11 protein-coding genes, 1 tRNA gene and 1 pseudogene are annotated in these 21,540 nt (G+C 69.4%); 3 read left to right on the top strand and 10 right to left on the bottom strand.

The features are described 5' to 3' along the window. Positions 1–306: 306 nt before the first annotated feature. The gene (locus QK291_RS00065) at positions 307–1,692 is read left to right on the top strand and encodes an FAD-binding oxidoreductase (protein WP_282377933.1); all 1,386 of its coding nucleotides are present in this window, start codon (positions 307–309) and stop codon (positions 1,690–1,692) included. A gap of 184 nt (positions 1,693–1,876) precedes the next feature. Here the strand turns inward: QK291_RS00065 and QK291_RS00060 are convergent, their stop codons facing one another. From QK291_RS00060 to QK291_RS00045, 4 genes are all read right to left on the bottom strand, one after another. Continuing rightward, entirely contained in the window at positions 1,877–3,037 is a 1,161-nt protein-coding gene (locus QK291_RS00060) for a globin domain-containing protein (RefSeq protein WP_282377932.1), read from the bottom strand. A gap of 201 nt (positions 3,038–3,238) precedes the next feature. Continuing rightward, a complete protein-coding gene (locus QK291_RS00055) occupies positions 3,239–3,688 on the bottom strand; it encodes an Rrf2 family transcriptional regulator (RefSeq protein ID WP_282377930.1) in 450 nt (149 codons plus the stop codon). A gap of 20 nt (positions 3,689–3,708) precedes the next feature. After that, the gene (locus QK291_RS00050) at positions 3,709–4,119 is read right to left on the bottom strand and encodes a hypothetical protein (protein ID WP_282378879.1); all 411 of its coding nucleotides are present in this window, start codon (positions 4,117–4,119) and stop codon (positions 3,709–3,711) included. A 121-nt stretch (positions 4,120–4,240) separates the two neighbouring features. Then, a complete protein-coding gene (locus QK291_RS00045; RefSeq protein ID WP_282377928.1) occupies positions 4,241–5,659 on the bottom strand; it encodes a phosphomannomutase/phosphoglucomutase in 1,419 nt (472 codons plus the stop codon). Between the two features lie 171 nt (positions 5,660–5,830). On the opposite strand from QK291_RS00045, the gene QK291_RS00040 reads away from it, so the two are divergent. Continuing rightward, positions 5,831–8,044 (top strand): RecQ family ATP-dependent DNA helicase, encoded by a 2,214-nt coding sequence (locus QK291_RS00040; RefSeq protein WP_282377926.1) that lies wholly within the window; start codon positions 5,831–5,833, stop codon positions 8,042–8,044. Here QK291_RS00040 and QK291_RS00035 read toward each other — a convergent pair. From QK291_RS00035 to QK291_RS00020, 4 genes and pseudogenes are all read right to left on the bottom strand, one after another. Further along, positions 7,989–8,825, bottom strand: a pseudogene (locus tag QK291_RS00035) (MFS transporter). The gene QK291_RS00040 and the pseudogene QK291_RS00035 sit on opposite strands and share 56 nt — an antisense overlap. A gap of 78 nt (positions 8,826–8,903) precedes the next feature. After that, a complete protein-coding gene (locus QK291_RS00030; RefSeq protein WP_282377924.1) occupies positions 8,904–10,589 on the bottom strand; it encodes an NAD(P)/FAD-dependent oxidoreductase in 1,686 nt (561 codons plus the stop codon). A 103-nt stretch (positions 10,590–10,692) separates the two neighbouring features. Next, positions 10,693–10,780, bottom strand: a tRNA-Ser gene (locus tag QK291_RS00025). 144 nt (positions 10,781–10,924) lie between these two features. Further along, positions 10,925–13,213: a prolyl oligopeptidase family serine peptidase gene (locus tag QK291_RS00020; protein WP_282377922.1), complete on the bottom strand. Its 2,289-nt coding sequence runs from the start codon at positions 13,211–13,213 to the stop codon at positions 10,925–10,927. A 119-nt stretch (positions 13,214–13,332) separates the two neighbouring features. Here QK291_RS00020 and QK291_RS00015 point away from each other — a divergent pair, with 119 nt between their 5' ends. Next, positions 13,333–15,312 (top strand): FAD/NAD(P)-binding protein, encoded by a 1,980-nt coding sequence (locus tag QK291_RS00015; protein ID WP_282377920.1) that lies wholly within the window; start codon positions 13,333–13,335, stop codon positions 15,310–15,312. A gap of 160 nt (positions 15,313–15,472) precedes the next feature. On the opposite strand, the gene QK291_RS00010 is transcribed toward QK291_RS00015, so the two are convergent. Both QK291_RS00010 and QK291_RS00005 read right to left on the bottom strand, forming a co-directional pair. Next, entirely contained in the window at positions 15,473–20,044 is a 4,572-nt protein-coding gene (locus tag QK291_RS00010; RefSeq protein WP_282377918.1) for an ExeM/NucH family extracellular endonuclease, read from the bottom strand. A gap of 399 nt (positions 20,045–20,443) precedes the next feature. Further along, positions 20,444–21,253, bottom strand: a complete 810-nt coding sequence (locus QK291_RS00005) for a VOC family protein (protein ID WP_282377916.1) — start codon at positions 21,251–21,253, stop codon at positions 20,444–20,446. Positions 21,254–21,540 lie beyond the last annotated feature (287 nt).

Here is a 21,540-nt window from a genome sequence, read left to right as displayed (position 1 = left end):
CGCCCTGATCTGCCCGCCGGGGGCGCGTGTGCGCCCTGATCTGCCCGCCGGGGGCGCGCGTTCGCCCCGATCTGCCCGCCGGGCGGGCTGCGAAGTGCTTTCCCCGGCATAGTTTTGTCCAGGTTCTTCCCGGAGGAGCCGGGCGCCGGGACTTAGGTCCCTAGACCGCATCCGGAGGGGACCCTAGTCTCAAATGCATTCATCAGCCGGGCCGTCCGCCGACTGGAGAGGGTGCTGGGGTAATTCCACGCGTGCGCTGCCGTGCCCCCAACCTGCTCGCACCAAGCGGGCGCACAGGAGCCCAGCATGCTTGTCACCGACGACATCCACGCCCTGTCCAAGGCTGTCAGCGGCCCGGTCACCTTGCCGGACAGCCCCGAATTCGCGGCCGAGACGCGCGCGTTCAACGCCGCCACGGTCCACCGGCCCGACGTTGTCCTGGGGGCAGAGAACGCACAGGACGTCGCAGCCGGAGTGAAATGGGCGGCGGAACGGCGGCTCCCGGTTGCGGTCCAGTCCACCGGCCACGGCGCTGACTCGGTGGTGGAGGGTGGCCTGCTCATCAACACGCGGCGCCTGCAGGAACTGCAGATCGATCCGGTCGAGCGCACCGCACGCGTTGGGGCCGGGGTGAAGTGGCGCAGTGTCCTGGCAGCGAGCGTGCCGCTCGGGCTGGTCGGACTGCACGGCTCAAGCACCGACGTCGGCGTCGTGGGCTACACCCTCGGCGGCGGCCTGCCCGTGCTGGGCCGAGCCCACGGGTTTGCGGCGGACCATGTCCGCAGCATGGAGGTCGTGACCGCCGACGGCGCGCTGCGCCGGATCGACGCCGAGGCCGAAGCCGAACTGTTCGCGCTTATGCGCGGAGGCAAGGGCAACTTCGGCATCGTGACCGAACTTGAGTTCAGCCTCTTTCCGCTGGGTGAGTTCTACGGCGGCGGGATCATCTACCCCGGGGCGGATGCGGCCGACATCCTGGCCGCGTTCCGGGAGTGGCTGCCCACGCTGCCGGACATCGCCTCGCCCTCCATCTCCCTGCTCCGGCTTCCGGAGATGGATTTTGTCCCCGCGCCGCTGCGGGGCCAGTTCGTGGTGCATCTGCGGTTCGCCTTCCTGGGGACCCGTGAGGACGGCGACGTACTGCTGGCCCCGATGCGGGCGGTCTCGTCGCCGTTGATGGACACGGCCGGGCCCATGAGCTATCTCGACGTTGACCAGATCCATATGGACCCGGCGGATCCGCTCCCGTTCACGGCCGGCGGAGCGCTGCTGAAAGACCTCGGCGAGGAGACCGCCGCGGACCTGCTAAAACTCACCGGCGACGGCTCGGACTGTCCGCTGCTCCTCGTCGAGATCCGGCCGCTCGGCGGGGCCCTGGCCCGGGCCGGGGCGCTGCCGGACGCCGTGTCCGGCCGTGACGCGGCGTTCCTGCTGTTCCTGCTCGGGTTCAAGATGCCGCCCGTCGCCGAGGCGGTCGCCGGCTCCATCCGCGGGGTCCTGGCTGAGATGGCTCCGCACTCCACGGGGTACACGCTGGTCAACTTCCACGGCGAGCCCGGTGACGAAACTGACCGGGCGAGGGCCTGGTCGCCCGCGGTCTACGAACGGATGAGGGCCGCAAAGTCCAGCTACGACCCGGGCAACCTCCTGCGCTTCGGCCACACAATCACCGGAGTGCCGTCGGCGACCTGACACTCCGCGCGGTTGTCTTCGCGCAGCACACCTCACGACGACGGCGGCCCCGCACCTTTGCTGAAAAAGGTGCGGGGCCGCCGTCGGTGTCTTCCGGATTCCTCCAGGGAGCGCGCCTCGCGGGCAGTTCAGGGCGGATGGCGGGCCTGCATGCGCCCCGAACTGCCCACCGGGGGTGGGAGAACTAGCTGGCGAGCCAGATATCCGGGCCGAAGACCTCGTAGTGGATCTTCGTGGCCGGGATGCCGGCGTTGATGGCCTCGTTGCGGATGCTCTTCATGAACGGCAGCGGACCGCAGAGATAGAGCGAGGCGTTGGCCGGGAGGTCGACTTCGCGAAGTGACATGAAGCCCTCCTTGGTTCCGGCGACCGGCTGCTCGAGCCAGAGCTCGAGGTCGGCGCCGTCGAGGCGTTCGACGTCGTCCGTCATCTGGCTGCGCAGCGCCCAGGACTCCAGGTCGCTTTCCGCGTGCAGGACCAGGACCTGGCGCTCCGAGCCGGAGTCTGCGAGGGAGCGCAGGATGGATGCGGTCGGTGTGCAGCCGATGCCGGCGGAGGCCAGGATCACGGGGCCGTCGCCTTCCTTGAGGGTGATCTCACCGTAGGGGTTGGAGATCTCGAGGATGTCGCCCACCTGGACGGTGTTGTGCAGGACCGGGGAGACTTCGCCGCCGTCGTCCATCTTGGTGGTGAAAGTGCGGCTCGTGCCGGCGTCGCCGGAGAGCGAGTACTGGCGGACCTGGCGCAGTCCGTCCGGGACTGTGACCTTGACGCTGACGTACTGGCCCGCGAGGGCGGGGGTGATGGGGGTGTCGTCGGCCGGTTCCAGGGTGAAGGTCATGGAACCGGTGCCGGCGGGGGTCTTGGCGGCGACCCGCCACGGGCTCCACATCACGCTGTTGGCCTGTGCGGCGTAGAGGCCCTTTTCGAGCTTGATCAGGGCGTCCGCCATGAGCCAGTAGACCTCGGTCCAGGCTTCGGCGATTTCGGGGGTGATGACCTCGGCCAGGTCCTCGGCGATGGCGGCGAAGAGGTGCTCGTAGACCACCTGGTACTGCGGTTCGGTGATGCCGAGGGAGGTGTGGCGGTGGGCGATGCGGGCGAGTACGGTCTCCGGCAGCGTGCCGGGGTTGTTCACCAGGTGGGTGGCGAAAGCGGCGATGCTTCCGGCCAGGGCCTGCTGCTGGTTGCCGTTGCGCTGGTTGGAGCGGCTGAAGAGCCCGTCCAGCAGTTCGGGGTGCGCCGCGAAGAGGCGGGCGTAGAACTTGGGGGTGATTTCACCGATCCGGGAACCGACCAGCGGGAGGGTGGCCTCGATGACCGGGAAGGACTTGTCCGAGAGCATGTTGACTCCTGAGATAGTGGCCCGGGGTCTGAACCGGACCGTCGAAAATACATGCATTTGAAATGCAAGTATTTGTACCTCAGTTCTACAGGGCGTAGAACGCATGTTCAAATCGAGGGGATTCCCGGGCGTGGCGGGCCGGGCGACAGTGTGCGGGCGGCGCAGTCTGGGCGACGGAGCTGAGGCGGCGTGGGCGCTGGCTCAGAGGCCGGGGCGCAGGCCGATCGCCTGGAAGACCGGTTCCATCTGCCGGGACGTCGGCAGGGACGCGACGACGATGTCGTCCAGTTCGCGGTAGAAAGCCTCGCGGGCCCGGGAGAGGGCTCCGCGGAGGCGGCATTCGTTGATCAGCGGACATGCCCGGTCGGCCGCGACGCAGTCGGCCGGGTCCGTGCGGGTGTCCAGCCGGCGCAGCAGTTGGCCAACGGTGGCGGCGCGGCCGGCGCTGCTGAGCCGGGAGCCGCCGTGCCGGCCCCGTTCGACGTCGATCATTCCCAGCTCGCGCAGTTTCGCCATTGCCTTGCTGACATGGTTGTACGGCGTCGCGACGGCGTCGGCGATGCTCTGCGTGGTGAGGAGGCCGCCGTCGGGGGCGGCTGCGAGCACCATCATGGCGCGCAGGCTCACATCCGCGAAGGCGTTGATCTTCATGACACCAGTTTACGGGCGGTCTAGTCCACCCAGACGCCGGGCTCGTTCGTATCAGCGGAGAGCTCGCCGAATTCCAGCTCACGGGTCGCGGGGTTCGCGGCGTACGGCAGGACAGCGGCGAAGAGGGAACCGTCCCGGTGCTCCGCGGCGACGTGGATGGCGTCTGAGGCTTCCTCCAGCAGGGTGATGTCACACACGACGGCGGCCGCGCGGAACTCGTCCCGGTGCTGGCGCAGCAGTTCGGTGAGGTCGCTGATCATCGAGTCGGCGTCGAAATCCGCGTCCGTTCCCTCGCGTGCGTCGGCGGGGGTGACGGCTACCAGCCGCACCTCGCCGTCGTTCTCGACCACCAGGGCGAACGGCAGGAAGCCGCCGTTGCGCTCCAGTTGCTCCTGCGCGGCGCCGACTCCGGTGCCGAGCAGGTTCTCCAGGTCGGTGGCGCTGGACTCCGGGACGCTGCCGCGCCAGGACCCGGCGGTCTCGCCAGCGGTGGCAGAGGCGGTCGCAGAAGGTGTCTCAGCGGCGGGGGCCGCCTGTCGTTCCGACACGGTTCTAGCCCCGGACCAGTGCCAGGACGCGGTCGCGGACACGCTCCATCGTGGCCCGGTCCGTTGCCTCGACGTTCAGGCGGAGGAACGGCTCGGTGTTGGAGGGCCGCAGGTTGAACCAGTAGCTGCCGTCCGTGGCGATGAAGGTGCTGCCGTCCAGGTAGTCCACCTCGACGTCCTCGGCATGGAAGTCGAGGTGGACCCGTTCCACAGCGCCGGCCTTGTCTTCGATTTCCGAGTTGATCTCGCCCGAGGACATGTACGGCTCGTATTCGCGGCCGAGTTCGGACAGCGGGCCGTCCTGTTCGCCGAGTGCGGCCAGGACGTGCATGGCGGCGAGCATGCCGGTATCTGCGTTCCAGAAGTCGCGGAAGTAGAAGTGGGCGGAATGTTCGCCGCCGAAGATGGCGCCCTCTGCGGCCATCACCGCTTTGATGAAGGAGTGGCCCACCCGGGTGCGCACTGCCCGGCCGCCGTTGCGTTCCACCAGTTCCGGGACGGCGCGGGAGGTCAGCAGGTTGTGGATGACGGTGGGGTTGGCCTCGCCGAGCCCCTGCGCGCGGCCGATCTCGCGGCGGGCCACCATGCCGGTGATCGCGGACGGTGAGACGGGTTCGCCCTTTTCGTCGATAACGAAGCAGCGGTCGGCGTCGCCGTCGAACGCCAGTCCAATGTCAGCCCCGTGCTCGACGACGGCGGCCTGCAGGTCGCGCAGGTTCTCCGGCTCCAGCGGGTTGGCGGGGTGGTTCGGGAAGGAGCCGTCGAGCTCGAAGTACAGCGGGATGATCTCAAGGGGGAGCTTGGGCAGCAGGGCGTCGCCGAGCACCGCGGGGGTGGTCAGGCCCGCCATGCCGTTGCCGGCGTCGACGACGACCTTCAGCGGACGGGTGCCGCGGAGGTCCACGAGGCTGCGCAGGTACTCGGAGTAGCCCTTCAGGACGTCGTGCACGCCGATCAGGCCGCGCACGGGGGCGGCGGGGATGGACCCGGCGTTGAGGTATTCCTCGGCGCGGGCCTGGATTTCCTTGAGCCCGGATTCAGAGGAGATCGGCTCGGCACCGGCCTTGGACATCTTGATGCCGTTGTACTCCGCCGGGTTGTGGCTGGCGGTGAAGGTGGCACCGGCCGCGTTGAGCGAGCCGCAGGCGTAGTAGAGCTCATCGGTGGAGATCAGGTCGAGCAGCTGGACGTTGGCCCCGCGCCGGGCGGCGCCGTTGGCAAAGGCCTTGCTGAACTCGGGGGAGGACGGGCGCATGTCGCCGCCCACCAGCACCGTTTCGCCCTCCAGCGCCAGGACGTCGACGAACGCCGCGCCCACCGCCTCGACGATTTCGGCGGTGATCGATTCGCCGACAATGCCGCGCACGTCGTAGGCCTTGAAGGAGGCCGAGAGGTCAAAATTCTTTGTCTGGTCCATAGTCACGCGTCTTATCTTACGTGGACCGCCGAATCTTACGTGGACGGGCGGATCCTGCCGTGACGGGGCGTCCGTGGGGCGTTCCGGCCGCCGGACCGCGGGCGGATCCGCTGTGATTGTCCACATAGCGGCGCCCGCGGCTTCGCTGCTGTCGGAGGGGGCTGGGATACTGAACCAATGGCCAATAACCAGAACGCTGCAGTCCTTTCCGCTTCCGCTGGTCCTTCCGGAGGCGCCGGCTCCGCCGGTGCCGCTGCGGACGCCGGGACCCGGGAGCAGGCCCAGGAAGTGCTGCGCGAGCTGGTCGGGCACCCGGCCGCGGAGTTCCATGACGGCCAGTTTGAGGCGATCGAGGCCCTGGTCGACGGCGGCCGGCGGGCCCTCGTCGTGCAGCGCACCGGCTGGGGAAAGTCGGCCGTTTACTTTGTCTCGTCCCTGCTGCTCCGGCGCCGCGGCGCCGGGCCCACCCTGATTGTCTCCCCGCTGCTGGCTCTCATGCGTGACCAGGTCGCCGCCGCGGCACGGGCCGGGGTCCGGGCCGTGGCCATCAACTCCGCCAACCAGCTGGAATGGGACACCGTCCGCGAACAGCTCGCGGCCGATGAGGTCGATGTCCTCCTGGTCTCGCCCGAGCGGCTGACCAACCCCTCGTTCCGGGAGAACCAGCTCCCCGAGCTGATCCGCCGCACCGGGCTGCTGGTCATCGATGAGGCCCACTGCATCTCGGACTGGGGCCACGACTTCCGTCCCGACTACCGGCGGATCGCGGACCTGATCACCCAGCTGCCGGAGTCGGTTCCGGTGCTGGCCACCACCGCCACCGCCAACTCGCGGGTGGTCCACGATATCGAGGAGCAGCTCGGCGCCGGCGTGCTGACCATCCGCGGCGCCCTGGGCCGTGAATCGCTGCGGCTCGGCGTGCTGAGGCTGCCGGACTCCCGCGACCGGCTCGGCTGGCTGCTCACGCACCTCAAAGACCTGCCCGGCAGCGGCATCATCTACACCCTGACGGTCTCCGCCGCCGAGGACACCGCACGGCTCCTCGCCGAAGCCGGCCACGAGGTGCTCGCCTACACCGGACGCACCGATCCCGCGGACCGGGAACGCGCCGAGCAGCTGCTCAAGGACAACCAGGTCAAGGCCCTTGTGGCCACCTCCGCCCTCGGCATGGGCTTTGACAAGCCGGATCTCGGGTTCGTCGTGCACCTCGGGGCGCCGTCCTCGCCCGTGGCCTACTACCAGCAGGTCGGCCGTGCCGGACGTGGGGCCGCCAACGCCGACGTGCTGCTGCTGCCCGGTTCCGAAGACCGGGACATCTGGCAGTACTTCGCCACCGCGTCCATGCCGTCGGAGGAGAAGGCCGGCGCGGTGCTGACGGCGCTCGCCGAAGCGGGGACCGCCGTGTCCACCGTGGCGCTGGAGGCCCGCGTGGATCTGCGCCGGACCCCGCTGGAGCTGCTGTTGAAGGTCCTGGCGGTCGACGGCGCCGTGGAGCGGGTAGGCGGCGGCTGGCGTTCCACCGGCCAGCCGTGGACCTACGACGCCGAGCGGTACAGCCGGATCGCGGAGGCCCGGGTGGACGAGCAGGATTCCATGGTCATCTACCAGGACACCGCCGGCTGCCGGATGGAATACATCACCTCGGTCCTGGACGACGAGACCGCCCGCGCCTGCGGCCGCTGCGACAACTGCGCCGGACAGTGGTTCCCGGCGGACATTGCCGCCGCGGCCACCGAAGCCGCCGGGCAGACGCTCAGCCGCGCCGGTGTCCCGCTGGAACCCCGGCTGCAGTGGCCCAGCGGGATGGACCGGCTCGGCGTGCCCGTCAAGGGCAAGATCAAGCCCGAGGAAAGCGTCGCGGCCGGCCGTGCGCTGGCCCGGCTTACCGACCTGGGCTGGGGCGGCGCACTGCGCGAGGCCTTCGCGGCCGGAGCCCCCGACCGCACCGTGGACCCCGGCATGCTGCAGGCCTGCGTCCAGGTACTGCGCGAGTGGGGCGCCGGCGACCCCCGCACTCCCGGCTGGAGCGGTGCCGGCCGGCCCGCCGCCATCATCGGCGTCCCGTCCCGCGGCAAGCCCGCGCTGGTGGACTCGCTGGCCCGGGGCATCTCGGAGATCGGCCGGATCCCTTACCTGGGGCAGCTGCAGCTCGAGCACGGCGGACCGACCGGCGGACGCGGCGGCAACAGCGCCTACCGGCTTGCCGGGGTCTGGGACCGCCTCGTGGTCGGGCCGGACCTGGAAGCGGCCCTGGCCGGGATCCAGGGCCAGAGCGTGATGCTGATCGACGATCTGGTCGACAGCCGCTGGACCGTAACCGTCGCCGGCCGGGCCCTCAGGCTCGCCGGCGCCGGCGCGGTGCTGCCGCTGGTGCTTGGCCAGGCCGGCTGACCTCGGCCCCGGCGTGGCGGGGCAGCATCGGGCTGTCCAAAGTGCTCAGGAGCATGACCACGGCCAGCACCAGGAACGCCGCCCGGTACGGTGCCACCGGATCCCCGACGGCGGCCCCGCCCCGCCCAGCAGCGGGCCGCCGGCTCCGTACACCCTGATCAGCGGGGTCGTGGCCGGTTTGATCCCGATGTTGCTGATGAACACCGCCGCGACGAGAACCCCTGCGCGCAGCGGATCCCAGCCGAAGCCGTTCTGGAACATCAGCGGCAGCAGGAAGGGCGCGGCGCTGATGGTGAGGCGGTGGATGAAGCCGCCGGTCGCCGTGGCGCGGAACGTCCGGGCGGAAAAGACCCCGAGGTCGGACAGGGGGTAGCGGGGCCCGCCGCATCCACCAGACGGCCGTGACCAGCCGCAGCGCCGCGAGGAACGCCTCGAACCCCAGCGGGAGGTTGATTAGGGAAGATCCAGTGCCAGGACTGGAACGTGGTGAGCGCGCCTCCCACCAGCGGAGCGAGGACCTGCGCCAGCAGCCCGGGCCACACCAGGTAGGCGGTGGCGCGGAGCAGGTCCTTCTTGGCCGTTCCGCGGAGCACCACGAGGGTGCCCACCGGGACCATCATGGCGCGGCCCGCGCCCTGCAGCAGCCGGCTCAGGGTCAGCGTGGTCAGGTCCGGGCTGAGCGCGCACAGCAGCGAGACCACCGCGATGCTGGGGATCGCGGTGGTCAGGACTGTGCCGTCCAGGAACTCATAAAAAACGTCGCCGCGACGAGCAGGGCCAGGCGTGGACTTCACTGCTCCGCCGGTGTGCCGGCAGGCGGCGCGGGCTGGCTCCTGCGCGGGCCGCCGCGGTGCCAGGTTCAGCCCTGCGGGGCACGGCCGGAGTTCCGCGGCCCGGACTCCAGCGGGCCTGATTTCCGCGGCCCGGGGTCCCGCGGCCCGGATTCCAGCACTGCCATGGCCGCGTTGTGCCCGCCGATGGCGCTGACGGCACCGCCGCGCCGGGCACCGGAGCCGCAGAGCAGCAGCTGCGGATCATCCGTTGCGACGCCCCAGCGCTGCGCCGGGGTCTCCAGCGGTGCGCCGTCCTCGACGAAGGGCCAGTCGAGGCCGCCGTGGAAGATATTGCCCCGCGGCATGCCGACCGCGCGTTCAATGTCCAGGGTGGTTTTGGTTTCGATGCAGGGCTGCCCGTCCGGACCGGACAGCAGCAGCTCCTCGATGGGTTCGGCCAAGACCGAGTTCAGGGACTTCAGGACCGCGGCCTGCAGTTCCGCCCGGCGCCGGTCATTGTTTTCCGCTGTGATCAGCCGGTCCGGGACGTGCAGGCCGAACACGGTGAGGGTCTGCGCCCCGGCGGCCTGCAGTTCCGGGGACAGGATGCTGGGGTCTGTGAGGGAATGGCAGTAGATCTCGCAGGGCAGCGGGTCCGGGACGGTTCCGGCCGCGGCGGCGAGGTAGGCGGCGTCGAGCTGCGACCAGGTCTCGTTGATGTGGAAGGTCCCGCCGAAGGCTGCTTCCGGGCTGACGTTCGGGTCCAGCAGCCGGGGGAGCCGTTTGAGCAGCAGGTTGACCTTGACCTGGGCGCCCTCCCGGAGGTGGTTCGGGTTGTGTGTGGTGTGCGGTGCGGTGCCGTCGGGGGCCCCGGAGCTCCTGAGCCGGTCCAGCACCACCGGGGCCACGTTGGCGAGGACCCAGGACGCGGCGGCCGTGTGCTCTGCCCCGTGGTGCCGGTAGCTGACCACACCTCCCGGGCGGACGGCGGTGACCTCCGCGGACGTCAGGATGGTCGCCCCGGCCTCCCGGGCGGAGCGTTCCAGTTCCCCGGACACCGCGCCCATCCCGCCCACCGGAACGTCCCAGTCGCCCGTCCCGCCGCCGACCAGGTGGTACAGGAAGCAGATGTTCTGCTGCAGGTCCGCGTCGCCGGCCCGGGCAAAGGTGCCGATCAGCGCGTCGGTCAGCACCACGCCGCGGACCAGGTCGTGCTGCAGCGACCGGGCGATGGAATCCCCGAGGGGCCGTTCGATCATGGCATCCCACGCCTCCGCCGCCCCGGCCCCGGCCGCGAAGGCCCTGGCCTCGGAGCGGGTCGGCAGCGGCGCCGTCATGGTCGGCCAGAGGGCCTCGGTGAGGCGGCGGCAGCCGGCGTAGAACTCGGTGAAGGCGCGGAATTCGCCGGCGGGAGCCCCGACGGCGGCAAAGGACGCCGCGGTGGCCGCGGCATCGCCGTTGTCGATCAGCAGGGCGCTCCCGCCGTCGTGCGGGTCGGGGGTGTAGGACGAATACCGGCGCCGGGCCAGCCGGATGCGCAGCCCCAGGTCGTCGATGACCTGCTGCGGGAGCAGGCTCACGAGGTAGGAATACCGCGAGAGCCGCGCCTCGACGCCGTCGAACGCCTGGGCGGACACCGCGGCACCGCCCGGGTGGTCCAGCTTCTCCAGCAGCAGGACCTTCCGGCCGGCTTTGGACAGATATGCGGCCGCGGCCAGGCCGTTGTGGCCGCCGCCTACGATGATCGCGTCAAACGCGTTGTTGCTCGACATGGGGTAATCCTGCCATCCGGGCGGCGGGAAAGGCGTCCGGTGTCCGGCACACGGACGCGCCCGGGTACGCAAAAGGCCCCGGTCCAGGGACCGGGGCCAAACGCGGAGACGGGGGGATTTGAACCCCCGGTGGAGTTGTGCCCCACACTTCATTAGCAGTGAAGCCCATTCGGCCGCTCTGGCACGTCTCCATTTGCTATTAACTAGCCAACCAAGGATACGCAGAAGGGGCCATGCAGTGCAAAACGAGCAACGCGGGGTCTTTTCCGGCCGATGTGGGGGCGGCGCATGGGCGCGGAGTGACCCCGCGTTGCTCTTCGGGGGAGGAGGGCGGCTCAGGCGCCGCGCCCGGCCAGGGCCCGCCAGAGGAAGTGCTGGCTGCGGCTCTGCAGCGCCGCGGCTTGCCGGTTGTCCGACGCGCCGGCATGGCCGCCTTCCAGCGCCTCGTGGAACCAGACGTTGGGGATGCCCATCGCCTGCATGCGGGCGGCCATTTTCCGTGCCTGGACCGGGCCCACGCGGTCGTCAGAGGTGGCCGTCCAGATGAACGTCTCCGGGTAGTCCACCCCGTCCCTGAGCAGGTGGTACGGGGAGAACGTCTTGATGAAGTCCCACTGTTCGGGAACGTCAGGATCGCCGTATTCGGCAATCCAGGAGTACCCGGCGGACAGCTTGGAGTAGCGGCGCATGTCCAGCAGCGGGACCCCGCAGGAGACCGCCCCGAAGAGCTCCGGATACGCGGTCAACATGTTCCCCACCAGCAGACCGCCGTTGGATCCGCCGACACAGCCGAGCCGCTCGCGGGAGGTCACTCCGCGGGAGATCAGGTCCGCGGCCACGGCGGCGAAATCCTCGTACGCCCGGTGCCGCTTCTCCTGCAGCGCCGCGCGGTGCCACGCGGGGCCGTATTCGCCGCCGCCGCGGATGTTGGCCACGACGTAGACGCCGCCGCGGGTGGGCGGGGCATCCCCCTCGTGCCCGGCGGTTTCCCGGGTGCGGCGTTCCAGCCAGGCGCGGCCGACCGCGCCGCTGTAGGCGGGGGTCCGGGAGATCTCGAAGCCGCCGTAGCCGGAGAGCTGGGTGGGGTTCTGGCCGTCCAGCACCAGGTCCCTGGAGGCCACCTGGAAATACGGAACGCGGGTGCCGTCCTTGGACACAGCAAAGTGCTGCTGGACCTCGTAGGCGTCTTCGTTGAAGAACGACGGCGAGGTCCGGATCACTTCGTGCGTGCTGTCCACGCCGCCCCGGGCGGCGCGCTTGAGGGTGCCGCGGGTGAGGGTGCTGGGCGTGGTGAATCCGGTGGCCACCAGCCAGAAGTCGTTCCCCGCGCCGGGAGCCTCCTGGTCGGCGACCGGGCCTACTCCGTCGGTACCGTCATCGTCCGTGTCGTCATCCGAGCCGCTGGCGTTGTCCTCGTCGTCGACGGCGTAGGCGTTGACGTCGTGCAGCGGCGGGCAGGCATCCAGCACCGTGGAGGCCCACGCGGTGTCCGTCCCGGGCACCTGCGGATCGAGGACCCGGATCTCCGAGGAGACATCGCGGAGCAGGTTCAGCAGCAGGAAGTCCCGCGTCCAGCTCCAGGACTGCAGGGAGGTGTGCGCATCCGGGGCGAACAGCACGGACGGTTCCCGGCTGCCGGCGAGGAAATCCTCGAAGGGTGCCGCGAGCAGGGATCCTGCCGGATGGGTCGCGGCGCCGACGGTCCAGTCCTTTTGCGGCCGGAACAGCAGCCAGTCGCGGTGGGCGCTGAGGTTGACGTCCACGGGGACGTCGAGCTGCACCCACCGGCCGCCGCGCAGCACCGAGGTGGTCCGCTCGAAGAAGCTGATCCAGTCCACGGCAAAGGTCCGCTCGAACCCCGGGGTGGAGTCGTGCGCCACGAGGGCCATCATGTGGTCCTCGGGGATTTCGAACAGCCGTTCCGCCGTGGCCAGGGTTTCGCCGCGGCGCAGCCTGACGCCGGTCCGGGCGTAGGAGGACGTGGTGGCGGGCAGCCCCTCGGCCGTGGAGGAGACCAACAGGGTGTCGGCGTCCAGCCAGGAGGCGTTGCCCTTCGCCGTCGGCAGGTCGAAGCCGCCGGCGGCCGGATCCACAAAGTGGCGGGACTCGACGTCGAACTCGCGGTAGCGGTTAGCGTCGCCGCCGTCGGGGGAGAGCGCCAGCAGCGCCAGCCGGTGCGGTTCACCCGCGGCCGGGCGCAGGAAGTTGGCGCCGTGGAAGACCCATTCCTGGCCTTCCGCCGCAGACAGCGCATCCACGTCCAGCAGGACGTCCCATTCCGGAGCCCCGCTGCGGTAGCTGTCCCAGCTGGTCCGCCGCCACAGGCCCTTCGGGTTGTCCCGGTCCTTCCAGAAGTTGTAGTACCAGTCGCCGTGCTTGCCCACCATGGCGATCCGGTCGGTGGAGTCCAGCACCTCCAGGATGCTGCCTTCCAGCGCGGTGTACTCCGCGTCCTCCAGCAGCTCCTCGGTCCGGGCGTTCTGCTCCCGGACCCAGGCCAGCTGTTCCTCGCCGTAGATCTCCTCAAGCCAGATGTTCTCGTCAACGGGTTCGGGCGTGGCGCTCGCGGTGTCCGCGGCGGGACGGTCGGACTCGGGCGGGGGAGCAGCTTCGGTGGTGGTCATTTTTCCATCCAAGCAACATCAACGCGCCAGTAGCAAGTCAAGCCGAAGCCCCGCGGAACCGGTGCCGGGGACATCGGGCAGGTCCGGGCCGTGTGCCGGTAGCGGATACGCTGGATGCCGTGGGCATATCGCAGAGCATCCGGACGGCAGTGATTGGCGCCGGCCCCCGGGGCACGAGCGCGCTGGAGCGGCTGCTCGCCAACTGGGTGCCCGCCGGGCCGGACTCCACCTTGCACATTGATGTCATCGACCCCTATCCCGCGGGGCCGGGACACGTCTGGCAGCCCGGCCAGTCCCGGCTGTACCTGATGAACACGCAGTCGTTCTATCCCACCGTCATCCCCGAGGACCCCGACCTCGCGCGGCCGCTCGCCGGCCACACCTTCGACCGCTGGCGGGAACTGCAGCAGCACCAGCCCCATCCCTCCCTCACCGCCGAGGACCGCGACGAACTCTCCGGGCTGGGGTCCGCGGACTTCCCCAGCCGGGCCCTGTACGGGCGCTACCTGCGCTCCACCCTGGAAGAGCTGCTGTCCCGCCTCCCGGCCGGCGCCACCGTGGACTTCCACAACACGACGGCGACCTCCGTCCGCCACGCGGCCGTGCCCGGGCCGGGGGACGACGGGCGAGTGCGGTTCGCCGTCGGCCTGGCCGACGGCGCGGTCCTCACCGTCGATTCCGTGGTCCTGGCCCTCGGCCACCTGGAATCGCGGCTCAACCCCGAACAACGCGAACTCCGGGCCGCGGCGAAAGAGTTCGGGCTGCTGTACCTGCCGCCGGCGGCTCCGGCCGACGTCGACTGGGCGCTGGTGCCGGCGGTCAAGCCCGTGCTGGTGCGCGGCATGGGCCTGAACTTCTTCGATGCGATGGGCCAGCTGACCGAAGGCCGCGGCGGACAATTCCTGCCCGGAGAGGACGGCGGACTCAGCTACCTTCCCTCCGGCCGTGAACCGCTCATCATCGCGGCCTCCCGGCGCGGCACCCCGTACCGGGCCAAGGCGACCCTCGCCGGCTACTACCCCGAGGCCGTAACGCTGAGGTACTGCACCGAAAGCGCCGTGGCAAAATTCGCGGAGGCGGGCATCCGGCCTGCGTTCGACCATGACCTCTGGCCCCTCCTGCACCGCGACGCCCTCTGGGCCTACTACACGACGCTGGCGCGCTCGCAGCCCGGCGCCATCCTGACCGATCCGAAGGAGTTCCTGCCGGCGCTGGAGGAAGCCCTGCACCCGCACGCGCACTCCGCCGCGAAATGGGACGACCTGCTCGGGGACGTGCTGGACATCCACGTCCGTCCCGCGCACCGGCTCAACCTGCTGGGACTCGCGGCACCGCTGGCCGGAAGGTCGTTCGCCTCCCGCGCGGAACTGGACAACGCCGTCGTGGAGTATCTGCTCGACGACGCCCGGCGTTCCGCCCTCGGCGAGGACGACCCGGTGAAGATGACCATCGGCGCCCTGCACCACGGCCGGGCCGTGCTGAAGACCGCCGTCGCGGACGGCGGGATCACCGATGGATCGTGGGTCGCGGGCCTGCGCGGCTGGTTTGAATCCTTTGTGGAAGGCCTGGCCAGTGGTCCGCCGGCGCTGCGGGCCGAACAGCTCGCGGCCCTGGTCAGCGCCGGCGTCGTCCGGTTCGTCGGCCCGGACCCGAAGTTCGGCGTGGACCGCAAGGCGGGGACCTTCACGGCGGTCTCGCCATGGGTCGGGAACAGCGCGGAAGACGGTCCCGGGGAAGTCGTGCAGGCCGTGGCCATGATCGAGGCGCTGGCGCCAGCCAATAAAGTCCCCGTCAACGAGTCGCCCCTGCTGGAGCAGTTGCTCGCCGAAGGCCTGGTCCGCCCGCGGCACATGATGACGGTGGAGGGGGCGCCGGTGCCGACGTCCGGGCTTGACGTGGCGGCGCATCCCTACCGGCCGCTGGGCGCCAACGGCTCGGTGACCGAGGGCCTGTATGTGCTGGGACTGCAGCTGTCCGCCGTGCAGTGGGGAACCGCCATCGCGGCCGAGGCCCGGCAGAAGAGCGGACCGGTGTACCGCAGCGGCCAGCGAACGCTGCGGGACGCGGACGAGATTGCCCGGGCCATCCTCGGACGCTAGGTGGGCGCGCCCCGCACGCCCCGAAAAATGAGCATGCCCTCCGTCCGGGTCCACAAGAAATGAGCATGCCCTCCGTCCGGGCTGGGCAATGGACATGTGGGCTATATGTCCAGTGCTGCAGCCCGGGGGAGGGCATGCTCACTGGGTCAGGGCCGGGACGCTAGCCCCCAAGGCACTTCTGGTACTGGAGCCAGGCAACCGTGTACCTGATCCAGCCCTTGAAGTCGTACCACTTCGTCGGCGGAACCGGCGCGGTGCACTTCGGCGGGACCGGGACGCTGGCTGCCACCAGGACGGCGGTCTTCACCACGGTTCCGGATTCGACGGCGGTAAGCACCAGGGTGCCCGGACCGGCCGCGGCGCCGGCGGGAACCTTCAGATCCACCGTGGCGGCACCGGCGGAAACCGGGACCGTGCCCAGGGCGGTGACGGTGCCGTTCGCATCCGTGAACTCGGCGCGCAGCGAGGTGTTCACAGGGCTGCCCAGCGAGGTCAGGTCCAGCTTGGAGACGGCAAGTGTGATGGCTTCCCCGCCCTTGACCTCGGCCGCTGTGGTGTTGACCACGGAAACGGATCGGCGGGCGAAGTCCGGCGAGACCGGGCTCTGGGCCTGCAGGTACTTGATCCACGCGTCGCGGTCCACCAGTCCGGAGTCCTTGGTGTTGGATCCGGACTTGAAGATGCGGAAGTTGTCCCCGCCCGTTGCAAGGAAGCTGAACGTTCCGATCCGGTAGGACTGTGACGGGTCGATCAGCGCGCCGTTGACCCGGATCGAGGTGATCCGGTCGCCGGCGGCGCGGGCGGCGTCGTAGGTGTAGTTGACGTTCTTGGACAGGCCGAGCTGCTGGTAGGCACGGCTGGGAACCGTACCGTCCGGGTTGGTCTGCCACTGCTGTTCCAGGAGCGTCTTGAACTGCGCGCCGGTCAGCGAGGTGGTCCACAGGTTGTTTACGAACGGCAGGACCGCGTTGGCCTCGGCGTAGGTGATGGTTCCGTCCGGCGCGTAGTACAGCTCGTTGCGCAGGCCTCCCGGGTTGACGACGCCGATCTCGGCGCCGCCCAGTTCCGGTGTCTGGAGCGAATCCACCAGGGAATCCGCGACCAGGTTGCCCAAGGTGGACTCGCTGGCACGGTCATCGCGTGTTGCCGGGGTGGTGGCGGTGGCGGGCGTGAATGCGGTGGTGATATCCGCGCTCACCGAGCCGACCGGCTGGTTGCCGACCACTGCCGCGCCGGCCAGGGCCTTGTCAACGATGGTCTTGACGGCGGCGACCCGCGGGTAGGCGGCCACGAGGTCGTCCGCCGGCTGGTCGGCCGAGGTGGTGCGCTTGACGTTGCCGGCCGTGTAGCCGGTGACCGCCATGGTTGCCGTGTCGATGGTCAGCCGGATCTGGCCGATGAACTCGCCGTAGTTGCCAGTCTGGACGATCGGGCGGGTCTTGCCCTCAGCGCCGGGAACCGGGGCGTCCCACGCGTACTGCTTGTGGGTGTGGCCGTTGAAGATCGCGGCGACATCCGGGGTGACCTCGGTGACCATCCTGGCGAAGGGGCCGCCGGCGGCGACTTCCTGCTCCAGGGTGGAGCCTTCGGGCGCACCGGAACCGGCGCCGTCGTGGTTTTCCACGATGATCACGTCGGCCAGGTTGTCCGCCTTGATCTTCGCGGCGACGCGGTTGATGGCGTCGACTGGGTCGCCGAACTCAAGGTCTGCAATGCCGGCAGGGGTGACCAGGGACGGCGTTTCCTGCGTGACCGTGCCGATCACGGCGACCTTGACGCCCTTCATGTCCAGCACGGTGTATTCCGGCAGGACCGGCTCGGTGGTGCCCTTCCGGTAGACGTTGGCGCCCAGGTACGGGAACTTGGCGTTACTGCCGCCCGCGATGACGCGGTCGCGCAGGTCGGCCCAGCCGCCGTCGAACTCGTGGTTGCCCACGGCGGAGGTCCGCAGCTCCAGGGCGTTCAGCACGTCGATGGTCGGCTGGTCCTTGGCGACGGCCGAAGCGAACAGCGAAGCGCCGATGTTGTCCCCGGCGGAGAGGAATGCCGTGGCACCGGGGGCAGCAGCGGCCCTCAGCTTCTCGATCGTTCCCGCAAAGAACACGGTGTTGGAATCGGTACGGCCGTGGAAGTCGTTGATGCCCAGGAAGTTCAGCTCAACGCTGGCGGGAGTGGCGGGCAGATCAAGCCCCACCACCACCGGATCGTGGTCGCTGGCCCGGAACTGGTCCGGCGCGTAGTAGTCGGTCACGTTGTTGTTGTAGCGGCTGTACTCCAGGGCCACGGACTCTACGGAGTTGATGTTCCAGATGTCCGCGCCGGTGACGACGGCATTGGCGCCCGGTGAGGCGAGGATGTGGTCCAGCGAGCCCACCAGGCCGCCGAACAGGTAGGAGTGCTTGGCGGAACCATCGGCGTTCCGGGCCTTTTCGTCCTGGTTGACGTAGCCCGCCCCCGTGAAGACGTTGATCGGGTCTTCCTTGGCGTAGGCGTTGAAGTCACCGATCAGGAAGACCTTGTCGGTGCCCTTGGCGGTCTGCAGCTCGTTGGAAAACGCGAGGAGGGACCGGGCTTGCGCCGTGCGGGCGAGGTTCGAGGCGCCCTGGCCCTTGTCGGTGTCCTCCGGGGTGGCGGCTGAGCCCTTGGACTTGAAGTGGTTGGCGATCGCGATGAACTTCTTGTCCTCGGCGGCGCCGACCGGCTTGAAGACCTGGGCCAGCGGCTTGCGGGCATTCGCGAACGCGGCGGTGTCGTTGTGGATGATGGACTCGCCCACCGGTTCCGCTGCGGACTTCTTGAAGATGAAGGCGGTGCGGATCATGTCCTCGTCGGCCAGCGGGGGTGCGTTGGCAGGAGTGCGGACGTAGTCCCAGATCCCCGGCGTGGCGATGTTCAGGGCATCGACCAGCTTGGCCAGGGCGTCGTCACGGTTCTTGCCGAACTGCGCCGAGTTCTCGATCTCCATGAGGGACACGACGTCCGCGCCGGACTTGGTGATGGCGGCGACGATCTTGTCCTGCTGGCGCTGGAGGTTGTCGGCGTTGGCCGCGCCGCGGGCGTCGCAGCCGCCGCGGACGGTGATCGGGTTGCCGGCGCGGTCCGTGTAGTAGGTGCATCCGGTGAGCTGGTCACCCGTGGTGGGGAAGTAGTTGAGCACGTTGAACGAGGCGATCTTGAGGTTGCCTCCCACGGCCGCAGGGGCCTCCGTGCGGGTGGTCGCGCCGAAGCTGACGGGCTGGACGGCCTCTGCATTGGCGGGGGTCAGATGGGTCAGCGGCTGGAACTTCCAGGAGCCGTTCGCGAAGTTGAGCACCACGTTGGTCTTGAAATTCACCGGTGCGCCCACGCGGACGGGGTCCGCGGTGGTCAGGTACGGCAACTCCAGGGCCTTGGTGCCGGCGTCCTTGAGGAAGTTGGTGGTGGCGCCGTCGTCGAGCTTGATGCCGCGGGCGGCATTGGCGGCGAGGGTGGCGGTGTATTCGGCGGAGCCGTAGGGCGCGACGGCGGTGGGCTGCTCCAGCGGGGTAGTGCCGCCCGCCAGGCCGATTTCGCCGTACTGGTTCAGCGAGTAGTTGTCCGTGACCGTGACCGGTCCCTGCGGGGTCAGCAGCATGCCTTCGAGCGCCTCGTGGAAGGCCTCCTCCGCCGGGAGGGCGAAGCCGGTGGCCTTGACCTCGGGTGCGGCCTCGGTGAGCTTCTTCAGGTCCGCCGCGGCGGCAACGCTCACCTGGGTCATGCCGAAGTACTCGCTGACCGCGCCGGTCACCTCGACGTAGTCGCCGATCTGCACGGAACCGGCCGTGGCGGCCGAGAAGACGAAGAGGGCGTCCGACGCCGAGTGGTTGGCCGGGGTGAGGTCTCCACCGGTGCCGGGGGTCTGGATGTAGTAGCCGGCGAAGCCGCCGGTGGGGAAGGCCGCGGTGACCTTGCCGCGGGTGATGACCGAGGTCCCGACGAGCGGGCTCGCGGTGCCGGCGCCCTGGATTTCGGCGATGGTCCTGGCTGCCGGGGGAGTGACGGGGCCGGGGTCGACGGGAGGATCGGCCGGGGTGGCTGCACCGTTCGGGGCCTTGGGGGTGATGGTGCCGTTCAGCGTGAAGTCCGCGGAGTTGTTGTTGCTGTCAACGCCGTTGCTGCGGTTGAAGCTCTTGACGTCGGCATTGCTTGTCGGCGCGGTGGCTGCACCGGTCTCGAAGGTGTTGGAGGTCCCGTAACCGACCAGATCAGCGACGTTGGCGGGCTCGATGACCGAGCCGGTGGCCAGCGGGTTGACGGCTGTCGCCTGCTTGGCCAGCAGGATGGTGCCGGTGGTGCCGCTGGGCGCGAACCTGGAGCCTGCGTCCAGATCGGCCGCAGGGAGTTCCGGCGCCGTCGACGTCGTGGGATTGTTGCCGGTCGCCTTGATCAGGTAGAAGCTCTTGGCGGCGATGCTGCCGGTCAGCGGGACGACGTTTCCGGGAACGCCGGTGCCCGTCGCGTTGCGGTACTGGAGGGACCAGCCGTCCAGCGGGACCGGGGCGTCGGAGGTGTTGTACAGCTCGACGAACTTGTTCTTGAAGGCGGCTCCGGCGCTGCCGCCGCTGAGGTACGCCTCGTTGATGATCACCGGCGAGCTGCCAGCCGCGGCCGGGGTGGCCTCCACGGCGAACGCCGGCACGGCCGCCAGCGGGGCTGCGATGAGCCCCGCGGACAGGGCTGTGCCCAGCGCGGTCTTCCAAGGTATGTGTTTCATCCGCTCTAACTCTCATTAGGTGCCCGGGTAGGGGCTGGTGGAAGGTGCCCGAGTGATGCGGCGGGCCGCCGGTCCCTGCTCCTGGTCAAGCAGGTCCCGGCACATCAAAACAGGGGTGAATGAACACTGCATGTCTTGCATGTGCATTCGGCGAGACGTCCCCCAGCGGAACGCGTCACAGCCGTCACGGGCCACCAACGGTGCGCCCCAGCGACGGAGTTGGTGCAGCTTCTGACCTGCGTCAGTTCGGGCCTGCCCGGCGCGGAGGCGGCGGGCATGGCAAAAAGAATACCGGCCAGTAATCGCCTGTGAAGCGGCTGGCCGGTATTCCCGGGGGCAGTTTTACGGAAGGATTTCCCGAAGTTTTTCTTCAGGTGTTGCTGGGGTTCGCCCGGGTGCTCAGGTTCCCTGCGGCCTGGCGGCGGCACCTGACGTCGCGGTATCTTCGATGATTTTGAACATCGCGCCGGTGGGGTCGGCCAGCGTGGCCAGCCGCCCGAACGGGCTGTCCTCCGGCCCGTCGACGACCCGGGCGCCCGTGGCCACGGCCTTCTCGACGGCGGCGTCAGCGTCGGCCACCGCGAAGTAGACCTGCCAGTTCGACGGGACCTCGGCCGGGAGGTAGCCCGCGGCGTCCATGATCCCGGCCTTGGCATCATCTCCGGCGCCCAGGGTGGTGTACCGGAAATCAGGGGTGTCACTCATGACGTCCGTGTCCCAGCCGAACACGTCCTGGTAGAACTTCACAGCGGTGCCGTAGTCCTTGGTGTGCAGTTCATGCCATGCAGGGGTGCCCGGTTCGGCCGCGAGCCCGTAGCCCTTCATTTCGCCGGGCTGCCACACGCCGATGGATGCCCCGGTGGCATCGGCGATCATCGCCATGCGGCCCTGGTCAGGGACGTCCATGGGCTCCAGATAGACCTGTCCACCGTGCCGGGCCGCGGCCTGCACGGTGGCCGCCGCGTCATCCGAGCGCAGGTACGTGCTCCAGATGTCCGGCATGCCCGCCATGGTCCCGTCCTTTTGCATCATGCCGGCAACGGGCTTGCCGTCCTTCGCCGCCATGATGTACCCGCCGTACTTCTCCTGGTCGCCCGTCTCGAAGGTCCAGCCAAAGAGCTCCCCATAGAAGGCTTTGGCCTTTCCGGTGTCGGAGGTCATGAGGTCGATCCAGCATGGCGCGCCGTTGGTGTGGTCCGGTGTAGGCATAGTGGGCTCCTTCTCTGCTCTGCGGCCCGGGGGCGTGCCGGCAGGCCGACGGATTTATTCGGGTGGTGAAGACACAGAGAGACTATTCCCGGCCACCTGCGGTTTCAATGGTTCCCCGTTCCCGGGCCCGGGCCCGGGCCCGTGATCGGTGCCCCGTGGGCAGATCAGGGCGCATTCGCTCCCCGCATCCGCCCTGATCTGCCCACTAGCGGCGACGCGCAACCGTCCCCAGGGCGGATTCAAGGGGTCGATGCAACACCCGAGGTCAATTGGTTATCAGTAAACCA

The sequence above is a fragment of the Arthrobacter sp. AL12 genome, assembly GCF_029960645.1.
Classification (GTDB): Bacteria; Actinomycetota; Actinomycetes; order Actinomycetales; family Micrococcaceae; genus Arthrobacter.
The sequence above is the reverse complement of the archived record's forward strand: the minus strand, read 5'-3'. Positions and strand labels throughout refer to the sequence as shown.

What these genes read in the sequence shown, in the direction of transcription:
- QK291_RS00065 (WP_282377933.1), top strand. Translation starts at nt 307, where the DNA reads ATGCTTGTCACCGACGACATCCACGCCCTGTCCAAGGCTGTCAGCGGC.
- QK291_RS00060 (WP_282377932.1), bottom strand. Translation starts at nt 3,037, where the DNA reads ATGCTCTCGGACAAGTCCTTCCCGGTCATCGAGGCCACCCTCCCGCTG.
- QK291_RS00055 (WP_282377930.1), bottom strand. Translation starts at nt 3,688, where the DNA reads ATGAAGATCAACGCCTTCGCGGATGTGAGCCTGCGCGCCATGATGGTG.
- QK291_RS00040 (WP_282377926.1), top strand. Translation starts at nt 5,831, where the DNA reads ATGGCCAATAACCAGAACGCTGCAGTCCTTTCCGCTTCCGCTGGTCCT.
- QK291_RS00030 (WP_282377924.1), bottom strand. Translation starts at nt 10,589, where the DNA reads ATGTCGAGCAACAACGCGTTTGACGCGATCATCGTAGGCGGCGGCCAC.
- QK291_RS00020 (WP_282377922.1), bottom strand. Translation starts at nt 13,213, where the DNA reads ATGACCACCACCGAAGCTGCTCCCCCGCCCGAGTCCGACCGTCCCGCC.
- QK291_RS00010 (WP_282377918.1), bottom strand. Translation starts at nt 20,044, where the DNA reads ATGAAACACATACCTTGGAAGACCGCGCTGGGCACAGCCCTGTCCGCG.
- QK291_RS00005 (WP_282377916.1), bottom strand. Translation starts at nt 21,253, where the DNA reads ATGCCTACACCGGACCACACCAACGGCGCGCCATGCTGGATCGACCTC.